13 protein-coding genes are annotated in these 16,958 nt (G+C 66.1%); 6 read left to right on the top strand and 7 right to left on the bottom strand.

The window, feature by feature from the left end; all coding sequences use genetic code 11:
* Positions 1-47: 47 nt before the first annotated feature.
* Genes B7449_RS11335 through B7449_RS11345 form a run of 3 tightly spaced genes read right to left on the bottom strand, consistent with a single transcriptional unit; the run spans position 48 to position 3,693 of the window.
* The gene (locus B7449_RS11335; protein WP_039734728.1) at positions 48-1,832 is read right to left on the bottom strand and encodes an ABC transporter ATP-binding protein; all 1,785 of its coding nucleotides are present in this window, start codon (positions 1,830-1,832) and stop codon (positions 48-50) included.
* Between the two features lie 59 nt (positions 1,833-1,891).
* A complete protein-coding gene (locus B7449_RS11340) occupies positions 1,892-3,118 on the bottom strand; it encodes a CCA tRNA nucleotidyltransferase (protein WP_039734730.1) in 1,227 nt (408 codons plus the stop codon).
* Entirely contained in the window at positions 3,115-3,693 is a 579-nt protein-coding gene (locus B7449_RS11345; RefSeq protein ID WP_039734731.1) for a DUF1285 domain-containing protein, read from the bottom strand. The genes B7449_RS11340 and B7449_RS11345 overlap by 4 nt, the downstream gene beginning before the upstream one ends.
* 94 nt (positions 3,694-3,787) lie before the next feature.
* Between B7449_RS11345 and B7449_RS11350 the strand changes: the two genes are divergently transcribed.
* From B7449_RS11350 to B7449_RS11370, 5 genes are all read left to right on the top strand, one after another.
* The gene (locus tag B7449_RS11350; RefSeq protein WP_039734732.1) at positions 3,788-4,840 is read left to right on the top strand and encodes an AAA family ATPase; all 1,053 of its coding nucleotides are present in this window, start codon (positions 3,788-3,790) and stop codon (positions 4,838-4,840) included.
* Positions 4,841-4,842: 2 nt separating this feature from the next.
* Entirely contained in the window at positions 4,843-5,847 is a 1,005-nt protein-coding gene (locus tag B7449_RS11355) for a DUF58 domain-containing protein (RefSeq protein WP_039734733.1), read from the top strand.
* Positions 5,844-8,579, top strand: coding sequence for a DUF4159 domain-containing protein (locus B7449_RS11360; protein ID WP_039734734.1), 2,736 nt, complete (start codon positions 5,844-5,846; stop codon positions 8,577-8,579). Before B7449_RS11355 ends, B7449_RS11360 begins: the two co-directional genes overlap by 4 nt.
* A complete protein-coding gene (locus B7449_RS11365; protein WP_082084830.1) occupies positions 8,576-10,720 on the top strand; it encodes a VWA domain-containing protein in 2,145 nt (714 codons plus the stop codon). The genes B7449_RS11360 and B7449_RS11365 overlap by 4 nt, the downstream gene beginning before the upstream one ends.
* A gap of 114 nt (positions 10,721-10,834) precedes the next feature.
* The gene (locus tag B7449_RS11370; protein WP_039734735.1) at positions 10,835-11,431 is read left to right on the top strand and encodes an ankyrin repeat domain-containing protein; all 597 of its coding nucleotides are present in this window, start codon (positions 10,835-10,837) and stop codon (positions 11,429-11,431) included.
* Between the two features lie 175 nt (positions 11,432-11,606).
* Here B7449_RS11370 and B7449_RS11375 read toward each other — a convergent pair whose 3' ends face one another.
* The 4 genes from B7449_RS11375 to B7449_RS11390 all read right to left on the bottom strand — a co-directional run bounded on the left by B7449_RS11375 (position 11,607) and on the right by B7449_RS11390 (position 15,157).
* Positions 11,607-12,887 (bottom strand): DNA adenine methylase, encoded by a 1,281-nt coding sequence (locus B7449_RS11375; protein WP_039734736.1) that lies wholly within the window; start codon positions 12,885-12,887, stop codon positions 11,607-11,609.
* A gap of 44 nt (positions 12,888-12,931) precedes the next feature.
* Positions 12,932-14,035, bottom strand: coding sequence for a site-specific DNA-methyltransferase (locus B7449_RS11380; protein ID WP_039734737.1), 1,104 nt, complete (start codon positions 14,033-14,035; stop codon positions 12,932-12,934).
* On the bottom strand, positions 14,032-14,697 hold the full coding sequence (locus B7449_RS11385; protein WP_039734738.1) for a ribonuclease HII: 666 nt from the start codon (positions 14,695-14,697) through the stop codon (positions 14,032-14,034). The genes B7449_RS11380 and B7449_RS11385 overlap by 4 nt, the downstream gene beginning before the upstream one ends.
* A 157-nt stretch (positions 14,698-14,854) precedes the next feature.
* The gene (locus tag B7449_RS11390) at positions 14,855-15,157 is read right to left on the bottom strand and encodes a CsbD family protein (protein WP_039734739.1); all 303 of its coding nucleotides are present in this window, start codon (positions 15,155-15,157) and stop codon (positions 14,855-14,857) included.
* A 177-nt stretch (positions 15,158-15,334) separates the two neighbouring features.
* Here B7449_RS11390 and B7449_RS11395 point away from each other — a divergent pair, with 177 nt between their 5' ends.
* The gene (locus B7449_RS11395; RefSeq protein WP_039734741.1) at positions 15,335-16,726 is read left to right on the top strand and encodes an MFS transporter; all 1,392 of its coding nucleotides are present in this window, start codon (positions 15,335-15,337) and stop codon (positions 16,724-16,726) included.
* Positions 16,727-16,958: the final 232 nt, after the last annotated feature.

Below are 16,958 nucleotides of genomic sequence, written 5' to 3' on the forward strand. Positions count from 1 at the left end.
CAACACTTCAACCGCCATCACCGGCCCAGACGCACATTCAGCGCAGTTTACAGTGTAAAGGCCTGATTGCGCACCATGCGGGCATACAGGCCATCTTCATCCATCAGCGCATCATGCGTGCCACATTCCACCGCGCGGCCCTGCGCCATGACCACGACAAGATCGGCTGACCGGACGGTGGACAGCCGGTGGGCCACCACAATGGTCGTGCGCCCGTGGCGCAGGTGCGTCAGGGCGTTCTGGACAATGGCTTCGCTTTCGCTGTCCAGCGCGCTGGTCGCTTCATCCAGCAGCAGCACGCGCGGATTGCGCAGCAGCGCGCGCGCCAGCGCCACGCGCTGCCGCTGCCCGCCCGACAGGCGCTGCCCACCGGGACCGACCACCGTGTCATATCCGCGTGGCAGGGCCTGAATAAATTCATCCGCCGCCGCCGCGCGGGCGGCGGTGCGCACCTGCTCATCACTTGCCTGCGGGTTGCCCATGCGAATGTTGTCCATGACCGACAGATCAAACAGCAGCGTGTCCTGGCTGACATAGGCAATGGCGTCGCGCAGTTGCGACAGGACCAGACGGCGCAGGTCCACGCCATCCAGCGTAATGCGCCCGCCCGATACGTCATGCAGGCGCGGGATCAGCGACAGGGCGGTGGATTTTCCTGCCCCCGACGGACCGACAAGCGCCACGGTCAGGCCGGGACTTGCCACGAAATCCAGCCCCTCCAGCCCCATGCGGCCATCGGGGTAACGGAACGTCACCTGTTCAAATCGCAGATCGCCCCCGCCCGGCGGCAGGTCGATCGCATCGGGCGCCTGCGCCACGGCCACCGGTTCGTCAATCACGTCAAACACGCGCTGCAGGCCGCCAAGCCCCTCCTGCAACGCGATATTGAGCGTGCCCAGCGCGCGCAATGGCCGTGCCGCCAGCAGCAGGGCGGCGACAAACCCCGAAAAATCCCCCAGCGTGGCGCCGCCCTGCGTCGCGCGCCACCCGGCAAAGCCCAGCACGGCCGCCACCGCGATCCCGCCCAGTACCTCCAGCATCGGGTCCACGCGCGCACGGCCACGGGCAATGCGCAGCAGGCCCGCATGCAACCCGTCCAGCACATGCGCCGCCCGGCGTTCTTCCGCCCCTTCCAGCCGATAGACGCGGATCGTGCGCGACTGGCTGAAACTTTCGGTCAGCATCGCGCTCGTCTCGCCCACCTGTTCGTGCACGCCGCCCGACTCCCGTCGCAGGCGCTTGCCCAGCCTGCGCACCGGCATGGCCGCGATGGGATACAGCACAGCGGCGATCAGGCTGAGTTCCCAGTCCATGTACAGCATGGACGCAATCAGCCCCACCACCGTCACGGCGTCGCCCAGGGCATTGGTGGCGCGGATCATCGCCTCACGAATCGCGACGGCGTCGGTGGTGAAGCGGGCGGCGATCTGGGCCGGGGCCTCGGTTTCGATGCGGGAGATGTCGGCATGGACCAGATGGTGGAACATGCGCTGCTGCAGGCCGCGTATGACCAGCAGCACCAGCGACTGCACCGCGATCGACTGCCCGTACTGCGATATGGCCTTCGCCACCGTGATCACCACCACCAGCAGCGGCACCTGATACAGGATACGCGGGTCATGATCGGCAAACATGTCCAGCGCGCGCTGGATGACCAGCGGGTACAGCGCACTGAAAATGGCCATGAGCGCGGTCAGCACCATGACACCCAGGATACGCAGCTTGTGGCAGGCCAGTTCATCATGCCACAGCCGCCGCATCAGGCTGCGTGACGACACCATATCCGTGGGTGCGGCCTGCCTGTCGGGCGTGGGCGGTTTAATCGCGTTCATCAATCGGGCTATAACCGCATGACGACCCAAAACAAAGGGCCGCGACACATGGTTACAAATTATGTCGCGCCAGTCGGACTGTCCCGCAATACCGCGTTCATGCGCGCCACACAGTCCGCATGGCCTGCGGTGCAGCCATTTTCCAGCCACCACTGCCGCACCTGCGCCAGCACACGGCCCACCATGGCCCCTGATGCCCGCCCGGTGGCCATGATATCACGCCCGGCCAGCGGAAAGACCGGTTTTTCCATACCATCCAGCCGGGCGCGCAGGGCGTCCCATGCCGTGTCCCGGTGTCCGGCAAGGTCGGCCTGACGCAGCCATGTGCGCCACAGCAGGTCACGTAGCGCATGATCGGCCAGCATGGGCGCCAGCACGTCGTCCCCCATGTCCGGCAGGGGCACGGGGTCCGCACGTGTCTGCGCCAGCGCCGTGGTGTCGGCACGCGACAGCTTCAGCCGCCGCGCCACCTCCCGCACATCGCCCGATACCAGGGCGGCAAGGCGCAGCACCGCATCCGCTGGCGCGCCACACGACAGCAGGCATGCAAGGCGGTCGATGTCGTAGCCTTCGGGCAGGACATGGCCCAGCACGCCGCTATCATGCATCTGGGCCAGCGTACGCGCCACATGCGGCCCGATCAGGATACGGCGCAGTTCCGACCACACCCGCTCCACCGACAGGCGGTCGATCATGCCGGACAGGGCGGTGATGGCCGCAATGGCCTCCCGGTCGGGCGCGGCACCGCCATAACGGGCCTGAAACCGGAAAAAACGCAGGATACGCAGCGCATCTTCCGTAATGCGCAGCCGGGCGTCCCCCACGAAGCGGATACGCCCTGCCGCAAGATCGGCCTGCCCGCCAAAATAGTCATGCACGACGCCCGCGCTGTCGCACGACATGGCGTTTATGGTGAAATCCCGCCGGGCCGCGTCCTCGCGCCAGTCATGGGTCCAGGCCACGGTGGCGTGGCGGCCATCGGTTTCCTCATCGCGGCGCAGGGTCGTGATCTCGAAGGGATGACCGTCCAGCACGGCGGTGACCGTGCCATGCGACAGGCCCGTAGGCACCACCCGTATCCCCGCCGGCTTCAGCCGCGCCATGACCGCGTCGGGCGCGTGCGGGGTGGCAAGGTCGATATCCGACACCCCGCGCCCGCACAGCAGGTCGCGCACTGCGCCGCCCACCAGCCGCGCATCGGGCAGGATACCCCATATCCGCGCAAGGTGCCCTGCCATGTCGGGCATGTCCCGCCGCAGGCCATCAAGCAGGCTGGTGCCCGTCATGGGCAGGTCTCATCCGGCATGACGGACAGGGGGAAAAACGCATGCTGGCTCCATACCCCCAGGCATGGCACGCCACGGCAGTTGCCCTCCACCGCCAGCGCCGCCAGTTCGTAATAGACGGGCCGCGCGATCCTGGCTTCGATCGGCAGCGCGCCATCCCCGTCGCGCACATGCAGGTAGGGCACCGGCCCCGTGCCGCAGCCCTCGCACGGCACGTCCCATGCACAGCGAATCGGGTGGTCCGGTCCCGCGCAGATCACCTGGTCCACATTGGTGCGGAATGACAGCACCTGCCCCCGCCCGCAGCCATGCCATTCCAGATGGGTGGCGACGAAGGGCGCGTCCTCCACCTCGATCGTGCCCCGCTCGACCGGGGTCTGCAGGCGGTAGCCACCCTGCGCATCACGCCGCAGGGTGGATGCGAACAGGCAGACCATCGTCTTGCGGCGAATGGGGGAGCCACGGTACAGCCATGTCCCGTCCCGCCGGATCAGGAACGGCAGCGCGCCGCATGTGCCCGCCGTCCGCCCCATGGAAAGGGAGGGCATGGTCTCACCTGTCTCGAAATCGTCCATCAATTGCGTTAACCCGACACTATGGAAGCTGCTGGACTTGATATAGGGATCAACACCGGCTTGATGAAACCCCCGGACCTGTCAGACTGTTGGAATGATGACCATGGATGATACCTCCCCCCTCCATGCGGCGCCGCAGGCGGGCATGACATCCCCCTCCGCCCCCACGGGCGAACAGATCGCAGCCCAGGCCGAACGCATGGGCGGCCGCCTGCGTGACGCACGCGCGGAAATCGGCCGTGTCATACTGGGGCAGGACCGGGTGATCGACCTTGTGCTGACCGCCATCCTGTCGGGTGGTCACGCGCTGCTGGTGGGTGCGCCGGGACTGGGCAAGACGCTGCTGGTCACAACGCTGGGTCACGTCATGGGCATGGATGCGCGGCGCGTGCAGTTTACGCCCGACCTCATGCCATCGGACATTCTGGGCAGCGAGATACTGGATGAGGACGACAGCGGCCGCCGCAGCTTCCGCTTCGTGGCGGGGCCGGTCTTCTGCCAGTTGCTGATGGCCGATGAAATCAACCGCGCCAGCCCCCGCACCCAGTCCGCCCTGCTGCAGGCCATGCAGGAACACGAGGTGGCCATTGCGGGCACCAACCACCTGCTGCCCCGCCCCTTCCATGTTCTGGCCACCCAGAACCCGATCGAGCAGGAAGGCACCTACCCCCTGCCCGAGGCACAGCTTGACCGTTTCCTCATGCAGGTGACGCTGGATTTCCCCGATGCCGGCGCCGAACGCGCCATGCTGCTGGCCACCACCGGCACCACCACCGCCACGGCCCGGCCCGTACTGGCGGCGAGCGACGTGCTGGCGGCGCAGGACCTGGTGCGCGCGCTGCCGGTGGGCGAACAGGTGGTGGATGCGATCGTGCGGCTTGTCCGCGCAGCCCGGCCGGAAACGACCGATGACCCGACCATACGCGAAGCCGTGGCATGGGGTCCCGGCCCGCGCGCGGCACAGGCGCTGATGCTGGCGACCCGTGCGCGCGCCCTGCTGGATGGCCGCCTGTCCCCCACCATCGAGGACGTGGCCGCACTGGCCCACCCCATCCTTGCCCACCGCATGGCGCTGTCCTTTACCGCACGCGCGGAAAATGTCCGCCTGCCCACGCTGATCGACACACTGGTCGGACGGATTGGCTGACGTTGCGGTCTCCCCTGTCCTTTCTCACGCGGCTGTCCGGCCGGACCCGACCGGGGCCTGAACGGGCGGTATCCCCGTCGGGGCCAGCGGGTGGTGGCAGTCCCTTCCTGCCACGCCACCCGGTTGCGGCCACGGCGCTGGCGGATTCACTTGCCAGCCGCCTGCCCGCCCTGATCGTGGCGGCACGACGGATCGCGCAGAATGCGGGTGGTGGCCCCCACCCCCGGCGCAAGGCGGGTGTGGGGGAGGAATTCTGGCAGTACCGCCCCGCCACACCGGGCGAGGCCGCGACCCATATCGACTGGCGGCAGTCGGCGCGCGGGGATCGGGCCTTCGTGCGCGAACATGAAGCCCAGACCCCCCACACCATATGCATCTGGTGCGATAACAGTGCATCCATGCGCTGGCGGTCCGCTGACAGCCTGCCGCTGAAGGCGGAACGCGCCTTCCTGCTGGCGCTGGCCTGCGCCGCCATGCTGCTGCGGCAGGGGGAGGACATCCGCCTGCTGGGCACGACCGGCGCGCAGCCGCTGCGCCTGCGGGGCCGACAGGCGCTGGAACGGATGGCGCATGCATTGATCGCCGCCCTGCGCACGACAGTGGATGAACCCGGCCTGCCCCTGCCCGCCGCCATTCCCGCACGCAGCCGGGTACTGCTGTTTGGCGACGGGCTTTATCCCGTGCCACAACTGTCGGCCTTCCTGCGCGCGGCGACCGCGCGGCAGGCGGCCTGCACGCTGGTCGAAATAATCGACCCGGCGGAGACCACCCTTCCGTATGAAGGCCATACACGCTTTACCGGGCTGGAGGATGAGACGACCGTGCTGCTGAATGGCGACGCCACGCTGCGCCACGAGTACAGTGCAGTCTGGACGCGCCATCAGGATCAGTTGCGCACGGTGTGTCAGGCAGCGGGCAGCCCGCCCGTGCCGCATCTGACGGACCAGCCACCCGAACAGGCCCTGCTGGCGCTGCATGCCCTGCCTGGCATGGGGAACAGGCCATGATGCTGCTCGCGCCATGGATGCTGATGGGCCTGCTGGCGCTGCCGGTGGTGTGGTGGCTGCTGCATGCCCTGCCTCCCGCGCCGCGCGTGCAGTCCTTTCCCCCCATGGCCCTGCTGCGTGCACTCAGTGCGCCGCCGCCGGACGCGACCTCCGCCCCGCTCTGGCGGCTGCTTCTGCGCTGCGCCGCCGTGGGGCTGCTGGTGCTGGGGCTGGCGCAGCCCGTCTTTCCGCGCGGGCAGGCGGGCATTGCCGATGCCGACTGCCTGATCGTGCTGGATAACGGCTGGGCCGCAGCGGGTACATGGCCGCAGCGCCTCCACGCGCTGGACGGGCTGCTGGACCACCTGTCGCGCACCGGGCATGGCGCGCGCCTGCTGCTGACGGCGCGCAATGACGCACTGGACCCCGTCACGGTCCAGCCCATGCAGCCGGCACAGGTGCTGCGCGGCATGCTTGACCCACTCCTGCCCCGTGCATGGCCGGTGGACCGGGCCGCCGCCACGCAGGCGCTGGCACAACTGGCGCAGCAGGGCTGGCACGGGCCGGTCATCTACATTGCTGACGGACTGGCCACCCCGGCGGATGCCGCGTTTGGCGCGGCACTGGCCAGAATCGGGCCGGTGCGGGACATGTACCTGCCCGGTTCGGACATTACCCTGCTAGCGCCGCCCGGCCAGGGCGAAAGCAGCCTTGCCACCCGCATCCGCGCCGTGCCACGTCCCCAGCCGCGCACATGGCAGCTGCGGCTTGAAACCGCCGTGGGCGGCACGCTGGGCCTTGTGCCCGTGACACTGCCCGCCGGACAGGACCATGTGGACGCCACACCCGACCTGCCAGCCGAACTGCGCGGCAAGGTCGATCACCTGTCGCTGGATGGCGTGAACGGGCCGGGGGGGATACGCCTGCTGGATGAACGCGAACGCCAGCGCCCCGTGGGGCTGATCGCCAGCACGTCATCCGACACGCCGCTCATGGGCAGCCTGTTCTACCTGCGCCGTGCGCTGCAACCCACCGCCGAACTGCGCGAAGGGGACCTGGATACGCTGCTGGCCCGTCCGCTTTCGGTCATCATCGCGCCCGATGGCACGCTGGGCAGCCCGGACAGCCGCAGGAAAGTTGATGCATGGGTGCGCAGTGGCGGCACACTGATCCGTTTTGCCGGCCCCCTGCTGGTCCAGTCCGGGGATAATAATACCGACCCCAACCCCAGGCCTGCGGACACGCTGCTGCCTGTCCAGCTGATGGGGGGCGAGCGGGTGCTGGGCGGCACCATGTCATGGAGCAGGCCAGAACACCTTGCCCCCTTCCCCGCATCCTCCCCGTTCCATGACCTTGACATCCCCGGCGATGTCACGGTGTCGCGGCAGGTCCTGGCGCAGCCCTCCACCGATCTGGACAGCCATAGCTGGGCGCGGCTGACCGATGGCACGCCACTGGTCACACACGCCGCCCTTGGCGCCGGACAGGTCGTGCTGTTTCATGTCACCAGCACGGCGGAATGGTCCAACCTGCCGCTGTCGGGGCTGTTCGTCAGCATGCTGCAGCACCTGATTGATGAAGCCTCGGGCATCGAGACACCGGCGGGCCGTACCCTGCTGGCCCCCTACATGACGCTGGATGGCGATGGCGCGCTGGTCACGCCGCCAGCGGGCGCGCAGGCCCTGCGGGCCGATGCCTTTGGCCATACTGCCCCGTCCCCGGAACACCCGCCTGGACTGTATGGACCACGCAACAGCCGCCGCGCGCTCAATCCGGGCGATGATCCGGCTCTGCTTGCGCCACAGGCCGCCATCGGCATGGCATCCGACCTGCGCGGTCAGGTGCCCGACCTTGCCATCGGGCCGGTGCTCATGGCCCTGGCTGCACTGCTGCTGATCGTGGACGGGGTGGCAAGCGTGATGCAGCGCGGGCGCAAATGGGGCCGCCGGGCAACCGTGGCGATGCTGCTGCTGGCCTGCACACTGCATGATCCCGCCCATGCGGCGGAGGACATTCCCCCCGACGTCCCCCGCGCGGCGCTGGAAACCCGGCTGGCCTATATCGTGACCGGGCATGCGGATATCGATGATGTCTCGAAAGAAGGGCTGCAGGGACTGTCGGATTACGTCAATGCCCGGACCTCCGCCGTGCTGGGCCATCCTGATGGCGTCGTGCCGGAACATGATGACCTGTCGTACTATCCACTCATCTACTGGCCCGTGACGGCGGACGCCACCACCACGCCCGCGCGCACGGCGGCGCTGAACACCTACATGCGCCATGGCGGCATCCTGATGATCGACACGCAGGGACAGGATCCCGCCACGGCGCCCGACACCGCCACCGGCTATACCGGGTCCGCCCCCGGTACGGCGGCGGCGTTGCGGCGCATGACGGCGGGGCTGGATATTCCCCCCCTGACCCGGCTGGATACCCATCATGTGCTGTCACGCACGTTCTACCTCCTGCATGACTTTCCCGGTCGTTATGACGGCATGCCGGTATGGGTGGCGCAGGAAGGCGACAGCACGAATGATGGCGTCAGCCCCGTCATCATCGGCAGCAATGACTGGGCGCATGCATGGGCAGTGGATGATGGCGGCAACACACCGTACGCCCCCGTGCCCGATGGCGCGGAACAGCGCGTGGTGGCCTACCGGTTCGGGGTCAATGCCGTGATTTACGCGCTGACTGGCAATTACAAGGCGGATCAGGTTCATGTGCCCGCCCTGCTGAAACGGCTGGGGGAATGATGGGCATGCCCGACCTGTCACGTCACATGATGGCATTCAGCCCGCAGGTGCCGCCATGGTGCATCGACATCCTGCTGGCCACGATGATCGCACTCGCGGTCATCGGGCTTGTGCGGCGGGTGCGCGGCAGCGTGTGGCGGCTGCTGGCGGCGCTGGGCATCATCGCGTGGCTGTGCAACCCGCAGCGCATTACCGAAACATGGCACCCGCTGCCTGAAACCGCGCTGATCGTGGTGGACCAGTCGGCATCCATGTCCGAACGCAACCGCGACGGGATGGCACGTAACACGGCCGAACGCCTGCAGGCGGAGATGAACCGCGTGCCGGGGCTTGTGCCGCGCATCGTGACCCTGCGCGAAGCCCGGCATGGCGGCACGCGGCTGTTTGGCGCATTGCAGCAGGCGGCTGCGGATATTCCGCCCTCGCGCCTTGCGGGTGCGGTGCTGGTGACCGATGGGGAAGACCATGACATTCCCGCAGGCGTGCCCGACATGCTCGACCCCGATGACGGGCATGGCCACCGCACGCTGCTACCGCTGCATGTCCTGCTGACCGGCAGGGGGGAGGAAACGGATCGCCACCTGCGCGTGCTGCAGGCCCCGCCCTTCGCCATTGTCGGCAAGGACGTGACCATCCGTGTCGAGATTGATGACCAGGGCGCGCATCCCGCCCCCGGCGCCACCACCCAGCTGACCCTGACGCAGGGGGATGGCACGACTTTCTCCCGTCCCGTGCAGATCGGGCAGCCACAGGACATCACCCTGCCGGTCACCCATCCGGGCGAGATGCTGGTGGGCCTGTCGGCGCCAGAACTGCCCGGCGAGGTTTCGACACGCAACAATCACGATGTCATCCGCATCAACGGCGTGCGCGACCGGCTGCGCGTGCTGCTGGTATCGGGCACCCCAAACCAGGGCGAGCGGGTCTGGAGGCGGCTGCTGAAGGCCGACCCGTCGGTTGATCTGGTCCACTTCACCATCCTGCGCCCGCCCGACCGCGATGACGGCACGCCGCTGTCGGACCTGGCCCTGATCGCCTTTCCGGTGAATGAACTGTTCCAGCAGAAAATCGACCAGTTCGACCTCATCATCCTGGACGGGTTCGAAAACCGGGGCATCCTGCCCGAAGCCTACCTGCGCAATATCGTCAACCACATCCGCGCGGGCGGCGGGCTGCTGCTGATCGGGGGGCCGGAATTCCTGACCTCCGGTTCCCTGCAGGACACGCCGCTATCGGACATCCTGCCAGCCCACGTGTCATCCACCGACGGCATGACCGTGCGCCGGTTCCGGCCCGACCTTACGGAAACCGGCATGCGCCATCCCGTGACGTCCGGCCTGCCGGGCGCGCCCGACCATGCGGGCGGCCAGCCGGGATGGGGGCCATGGTATCGCAGCCTGCATACGGATACGGCGGGCGGCGAAGTGCTGATGACCGGCCCGGACCAGCAGCCCCTGCTGGTTCTTGACCACGCGGGCAAGGGACGCGTGGCCTTCCTGCTGTCGGATCAGGCGTGGCTGTGGTCGCATGGCGAAGGCGGCGGGGGCCCGCAGTCCGAACTGCTGCGGCGCATTTCACACTGGCTGATGAAAGAGCCGGAGCTGGAGGAAAACCAGCTTGAGGCCGAAATATCGGCAGGCCAGATGACCATTACCCGCCGTTCGGTCACTGCCGGGCCGCCGCCGGTTGTCCATGTCATCGCCCCCGATGGCACCACGCAGTCCATAACGCTGGAACCCGCTGGCAATACGGGGCTGACCCGTGCGCGCCTGCCCGCGCGGCAGGAAGGGATATGGACCGTGCGTGACGATGCGGGGCATGAGGCCTTTGCCGCCCCGCGCGCCGAAGACCCGGTCGAGTTTGCCGACCTGCGGGCAACGGCGTCCCTGCTGGCCCCCATGGCGGCGGCGACCGGGGGGGGCGTGCACTGGCTGGGCGATAACCCGCAGGCGCCATCCCTGCCGCAGGTCGTCATGGAAGACGGACGGGTGACCTCGACCGCGGACCGGTTTGCCTTCCCCGCGCGCAACGCGCACAGCGTATCGGGACAGCAGGCTACGTCCATGCTGCCTGCCTGGACGGTGGGGCTGTTCGTGCTGGTCATGCTGCTTATGGCATGGTGGCGGGAAAGCCGTTCCTGACAGAAAGATGATTAGGCATCGCATCCGCCGCCATTTTGCGGTAATCACCAGAACGGTCGGGTGGCATATGGCAGTTTCGCACGCCCGGACGAACGCTCACTCTCGGGACAGGACATGATTTCCAGATCCGGTATTTATCTTCTTGTCGCAGCCCTGTTCGCAGGCGTCCCTTCCGTATGCATGCCCATCCACATGGCCCATGCGCAGGATGCCGACGAAGCGGAAGCCGAGGGCGAAGCCGCCGAAGCCGCGAAAAAGGCTGAAGCCCGCCGTGCGGCCAAGGCTGCGGCCCCGCCTGCCGCCCTGCCCGGTGCGGAATCCAGCGAAGAAGAACACGGTCACGCCAGCGCCGACATGAATCCGACCGACGCGCTGTTTGACGCCATCAACCGTGGCAGCCTTGGCGCGGCGAAGGAAGCCCTGAACCGGGGCGCGGACATGACGGGCCATAACGTGCTGGGGCAGACACCGCTGGACATGGCGATCGACCTGAACCGTAACGACATCACCTTCCTGCTGCTGTCCATGCGCACCTTCTCGGATTCCGATCCGCATTTCGCATCCAACAACCTTGCGGAAGGCGAGGATGACACCCCGCCGCTGACCATGCCGCACCATGCATCCACCACCGCCAGCGCCGACCGGCGGTATGATGCATCCGGTGGCCATGCCGACCCGTCCATCGGGTTTCTCGGCTTTGGCGGCAGCTAAGGGATTGGCTGAAATACACGGCTGATAAAAAAGAATAAAACTTTCCGGGTGCCGTCTTGTTTCAAAAAGGCGCCCCCGGCACCGGTCCTGTTATTGCCGGATGTGTTCCGGGCAGACGTTTCAGGCCACCTCCCCAAAACTCATTCCGGGCGCAGGCCGTCCTTAAAAAACGTCTTCAGTCTCCGCCCGGCGAATTCAGGCTGGCTTCCACGGTCATGATTTCCTGCACGATCCCGTCCGGATCACATGTCCTGCGCCGCCGGGTATTGGTCAGCAGGATGAATTCGACGGTCATGGGACGTGCCGAATACCGCTGGCGACTGACGCGATAGCGTTTGTAGCCACGGGTAAAAACCCGGACATCCCCCCGTTCACAGTTGGCGCGCACCATATCATCCAGCGGAATGAAGCCATCGGTGCTGTAACTGGTGGCGATCCAGCGCGTATCCAGCGCGGATAACAGGCCACGATAGGCCACCAGCGCCTGCCTGCGGTGATTGTAGGGGCTGCGGCGCTCTGTCCGCCAGTCCTGCCGGATTGCCGATTTATCCCGCCCCGTGATCTTGGGGGCAAGGTCCGGCTGGTCCCACAGGGCGATCGTATTCAGCACATGGTAATTCGCGCCATAAGGATGCTGGTTGTAGGGCGGGTCCACATACGTAATCGCAGCCTGCCCCACCTGCGTGTGCAGATGCGTGGCCAGGTCATGCGCGTCCATGCGCATGACCTGGTTGTCACGCCCGTTATCGATAAAACAGGCCGGACGCAGGTACAGGTCAGCCGCGATCCTGTACAGCGCCGTGCCGGTGCGCCCGCCCCAGCCCCGGTGGAACCCCTTGAACAGGCCGCTGGTATTGCTGTTGTAACTGGCGCTGTACAGTAACGGCGCAAGCAGGCACGCCTTCTGCCCGGCATCAAGCAGGCCGTCATGTTCCCACTGCGCGATCCGTTCGCGGATGGCGTCAATACGCATGCCGTTCTTGCGCATATAGAACATCCGGTCACGTGCCGTATCATACTGCACGTCGTCATCGGGGCACAGGTGCCGCGTCACCCAGCCTTCCAGCGGCGGCAGGGCGTTCAGTTCGGCCATGACCTGCGCATAATCGCGTCCCCCTGCAAACCGGGGCGGGGCGGACGTGGCCACATGGCAGCGGTTCAGGACCTCGCTATACGGTTCCCAGTCATTGGTCATCACGCGAAAACCCAGCCGCTTGGCCAGGCGCGACACGACGCCGGTCCCGGCAAACAGGTCCACGAAATCGGCCTGGCCGGGATCTTCTCCCGTGGCCGCGATCGCCTGCGCGATCAGTCCCAGCAGTTTACGCTTGTTCCCGATATAGGGGATAAGCTGGCTGAACAGGTAATCATCCGTCTGCAGGGCGGAATGGCGGCCCGCGTTCCATTCCATCGCGGACAGGGCATGTGGCCCGGCAAGATCGGGACGCCGGTTCATGCTGCCGCTTCCCTGAATGGTTTGTCCTGCCCCGCCGCCATCGGTCAGGAGGCGACGGCTGCCTGCTCCGCCCGGATTTCACCGCGCAGCACATCAAGCTGGGTCAGTTCACCCTCGCGCTCGAAATACCAGAAAGTCCAGCCGTTGCATGATGGCGCGTTGGTCAGCAGCGCGCCCATTTTATGGATCGACCCCCGGTGCCGTCCACTGACCAGCGTGCCATCGGGCGATACGGTGGCGCGTACCCGCTTCTGCCGGTCCATGAGCACGGTGCCCGCAGGCACCATGCCCCGTTCCACCAGCAGGCCAAAGGGCACGCGCGGGCTTTCACGGCGGGCGGGCGTGGTCAGCACGCTGTCCAGCGGCACGGGCTTTTCCCGGCGGGCGCGGCCGATTGCGGCCTCGGCATAATCGGGATGGCGTTCAATGCCGATAAAGCGCCGCCGCAGCCTGCGCGCCATGGCGGTAGTGGTGCCGGTGCCCGTAAAGGGGTCCAGCACCACATCATCAACGTTGGTCGAGGCCACCAGCACGCGATGCAGCAGGCTTTCAGGCTTCTGGGTGGGGTGCAGCTTCAGGCCATGCTCGTTGCGCAGCCGTTCACCGCCGGTGCACAGTGGCAGGTACCAGTCGGAGCGCATCTGGACGTCATCATTCAGCGCCTTCATCGCCTGATAGTTGAAGCGATAGCGGCTGTCCGGTCCCCTTGCCGCCCAGATCAGCGTCTCATGCGCATTGGTGAAACGACGCCCGCGAAAATTGGGCATGGGGTTGGACTTGCGCCAGATCACGTCATTGAGGATCCAGAACCCCAGATCCTGCAGGATTGCGCCGATACGGAAAATGTTATGGTACGACCCGATCACCCATATCGTGCCATCCTTGCGCAGCACGCGCCGCGCTTCGGTCAGCCACGCGCGGGTAAATTCATCATAGGCCTTCAGGTCACTGAATTTGTCCCAGTCGTCATCCACCCCATCGACCACGCTGTCATCGGGCCGACGCAGTTCGCCCTTCAGCTGCAGGTTGTAAGGCGGGTCCGCGAAGACACAGTCGATCGACCCTGCGGGCAGGGTCTGCATCATCTCGACACAGTCGCCCCGCAGCACCTGGTCCAGGGGCAATTCCATCATAACTGCACCGCTCATGAATTGTTCAGCATGATGGCTGCTCCGCGCTCTGGGGGTAAAGAAGGGGAAACCGACGCCTGCATGATCCGGCGCACCGTGCCGAATGCCGCGCGATGGTGGGGGCTTATGCCATCCGCCATCAGGGCCGCACGGTGAATGGGGGTGCCGTAGCCTGCGTTACGCTCCCAGCCATAGCCGGGCCAGCGCTGCGCCAGTCGGGTCATCAGCCGGTCCCGGATGACCTTGGCCACGACGGAGGCCGCCGAGATGGACAGGCTGATCGCATCCCCCCCCACGACGCATCGCGCCGGACACCCGAAATCAGGTGCGGCGTTTCCATCAACCAGAACCAGTTCAGGGGATTGCGGCAGGCGGCCGACCGCACGCTGCATGGCGACCCATGACGCGCGCAGGATATTATACCGTTCGATTTCGGAAACGGATGCGGCACCCACCCCGATCAGGATACCGGGCGTGGTGTGCAGCACATCGTAAAGCTGCTGCCTGACTGCCGGCTTCAGCTTCTTTGAATCATCCAGCCTGTCCGCAAGCACGCCCGGCACGCCGGAAAGGAACATGACCGCCGCGGCGACAACAGGCCCGGCCAACGGGCCGCGACCTACCTCATCCACACCGGCGACCCGTCCCCCATGGGCGTTTTCAAGCGCGTAATCGGGCATCCATTCCTTCCTGACCGTATGCGAATCGAGCCCTGTCGGCCCGATTCGCATCGAATTTCCGTTCTGGAAGGATGGAAACCATTTTTATGCAGGGTTGCGCAAGATGCTGTGGACTCATCGAGTCCCTTAAAATGAAAAAAAAACGACTCGACCCGGCTCAGCCCTTGCGACGGGGCATGAAAATCAGCCCGACAATGGTGCCCAGCGCGGCTGCGATCCCCAGCGAAAACAGCGGACGTTCGCGTACGAACGTCACCGCGCGTTCGACCTTGCCCTCGCCTTCTTCATACAGGTCCGCGAATTCCTGACGCGCCATGCCCGCAAGCTGGTCCACCTTGCCTTCCGCCTGCATGCCCATGTTGCCCGTCAGGCCACCAGCAGCATCCTTCAGGCGGCCCACACCTTCGTCCATGATGCCTTCGGCCTTGTTCTCGATTGGCGTTGCCTTGTCTTCCGACATGATTCGTACTCCGTTATATCGCTGATGTGTAGCGCAGGCCTGTAACGCCACGATGGCGCTTACGGTTCCGTACCGCCTATATCATGCATGATCATGCCCCCCTTGACGACCGCTTCCCCCACATTGCCCCCACCTTCCCCCCGCATGGAGCCACCCTCCACCGCGCGCAAGCGGATCATGGCGCTGATCGTCGCCAGCCTGATGATGATGGAACAGATTGACGGTACGGCCCTGACCACGGCGCTGCCCGCCATGGCAGGGGATTTCCATGTCGACATTCCCCAGACCAGCATCGCGCTGACGGTCTACATGCTGGGGCTTGCCGCCCTGATCCCGGCATCGGGTCATGTGGCCGAACGTTTCGGCAGCCGGACCACGCTGCGCTGCGCCATCGTGCTGTTCCTGTCCGGTTCGCTGCTGTGCGGATGGGCGCCCGACCTTCTGGTGCTGGCGCTGGCGCGACTGGTGCAGGGCGCGGGCGGCGCCATGATGGTCCCGGTTGGCCGTCTGGTGATCCTGCAGAACGTGCCCAAGTCGGAACTGCTGGTCGCCATGGCGTGGGTCATGCTGCCCGCCACCATCGGCCCCATGGCCGGGCCGGTGCTGGGGGGCGTGCTGACGTCATGGCTGTCGTGGCGGTGGATCTTCTATATCAACATTCCCCTCGGCCTGCTGGCCATCGTGCTGACGGGGCGGTTCATTCCCCAGATCCGCGCGATCCGTCCACCCCCCTTTGACCTGCGGGGCAACATCCTGTCCGCGACCGGGCTGGCGGGGCTGATCTTCGGCATGGAAATGCTGACCCATCCGGGCTTTCCGCCCGTTGTATCCTTCGGGCTGCTGTTGCTGGCCCCGCTATGTGCAGTTGCCTACCTGCGCCATGCGCGGGGGATGGCGCATCCGGTGCTGGACCTGTCGCTGCTGCGGGTGGCGACCTTCCGCATTTCGGTCCTTGCGGGGGGACTGACCCGCATTGCCACCGCCGGGATCATCTTCCTCCTGCCATCGCTGCTACAGACACGCTTTGGCGCCAGCGCCGCCCAGAGCGGGCTGATCACCTTCATCGCCCCGGCTGGCGCGCTGGTCATGCGGTTCGCGGCGCCACGCATTTACCGTGGCCGGGGCTTCCGCGCCGTGATGTGCGCGGCCAGCCTTGTGCTGCCGGTGGTCTGCCTGCTGCTGGCCGGGTTCCGGCCGGGCATGCCCATGGGGGGGCTGCTGGCGCTGCTGGCCATGAACGGGATGGGGCAGACGCTGCTTTACACCGGTTACAACACCATCGCATACGCCGACATGCCAAAGCCGCGCATGGGAACGGCAACCAGCCTGTACTCCACCTGCCAGCAGGTCATGCTGACAATGGGCATATGCCTCGCCGCCGGGATGCTGGCCGCATGCCGCGCGGTACTGCCCGTAAAATGGCAGGGCCAGGATTACAGCCTGACATTCATGGCGTGCGCGCTGGTCGCATCACTGGCACTGCCGATCCTGCTGCGACTTTCCGCCAATGCCGGAGCCACCGTAAGCGGGCATGAACGCATTGAAAACACCGGAAAGAAACGATATTGAAACGTTCGTCAGTTTCCCTCTTTCCCACCGCGCAGACAATGTTACATTCCCTAACTTAGACAGTTCCGCCGCCGTGTTAATACTGCAACTGGGCAAATCAGTAACCTTGTCCCATCCCGCATGACCCGGTCCTACAGAGACAGGACATCCGTCCGACAACAGGCAGAAAACCGACCGCATGGATACAACCCCTCCCCCCCCTTCAGGCACCAGCGCGCCCTCCAGGGGAAGC

Origin of the sequence: Komagataeibacter intermedius TF2 (genome assembly GCF_000964425.1) — a bacterium.
Taxonomy (GTDB): Bacteria; Pseudomonadota; Alphaproteobacteria; order Acetobacterales; family Acetobacteraceae; genus Komagataeibacter; species Komagataeibacter intermedius.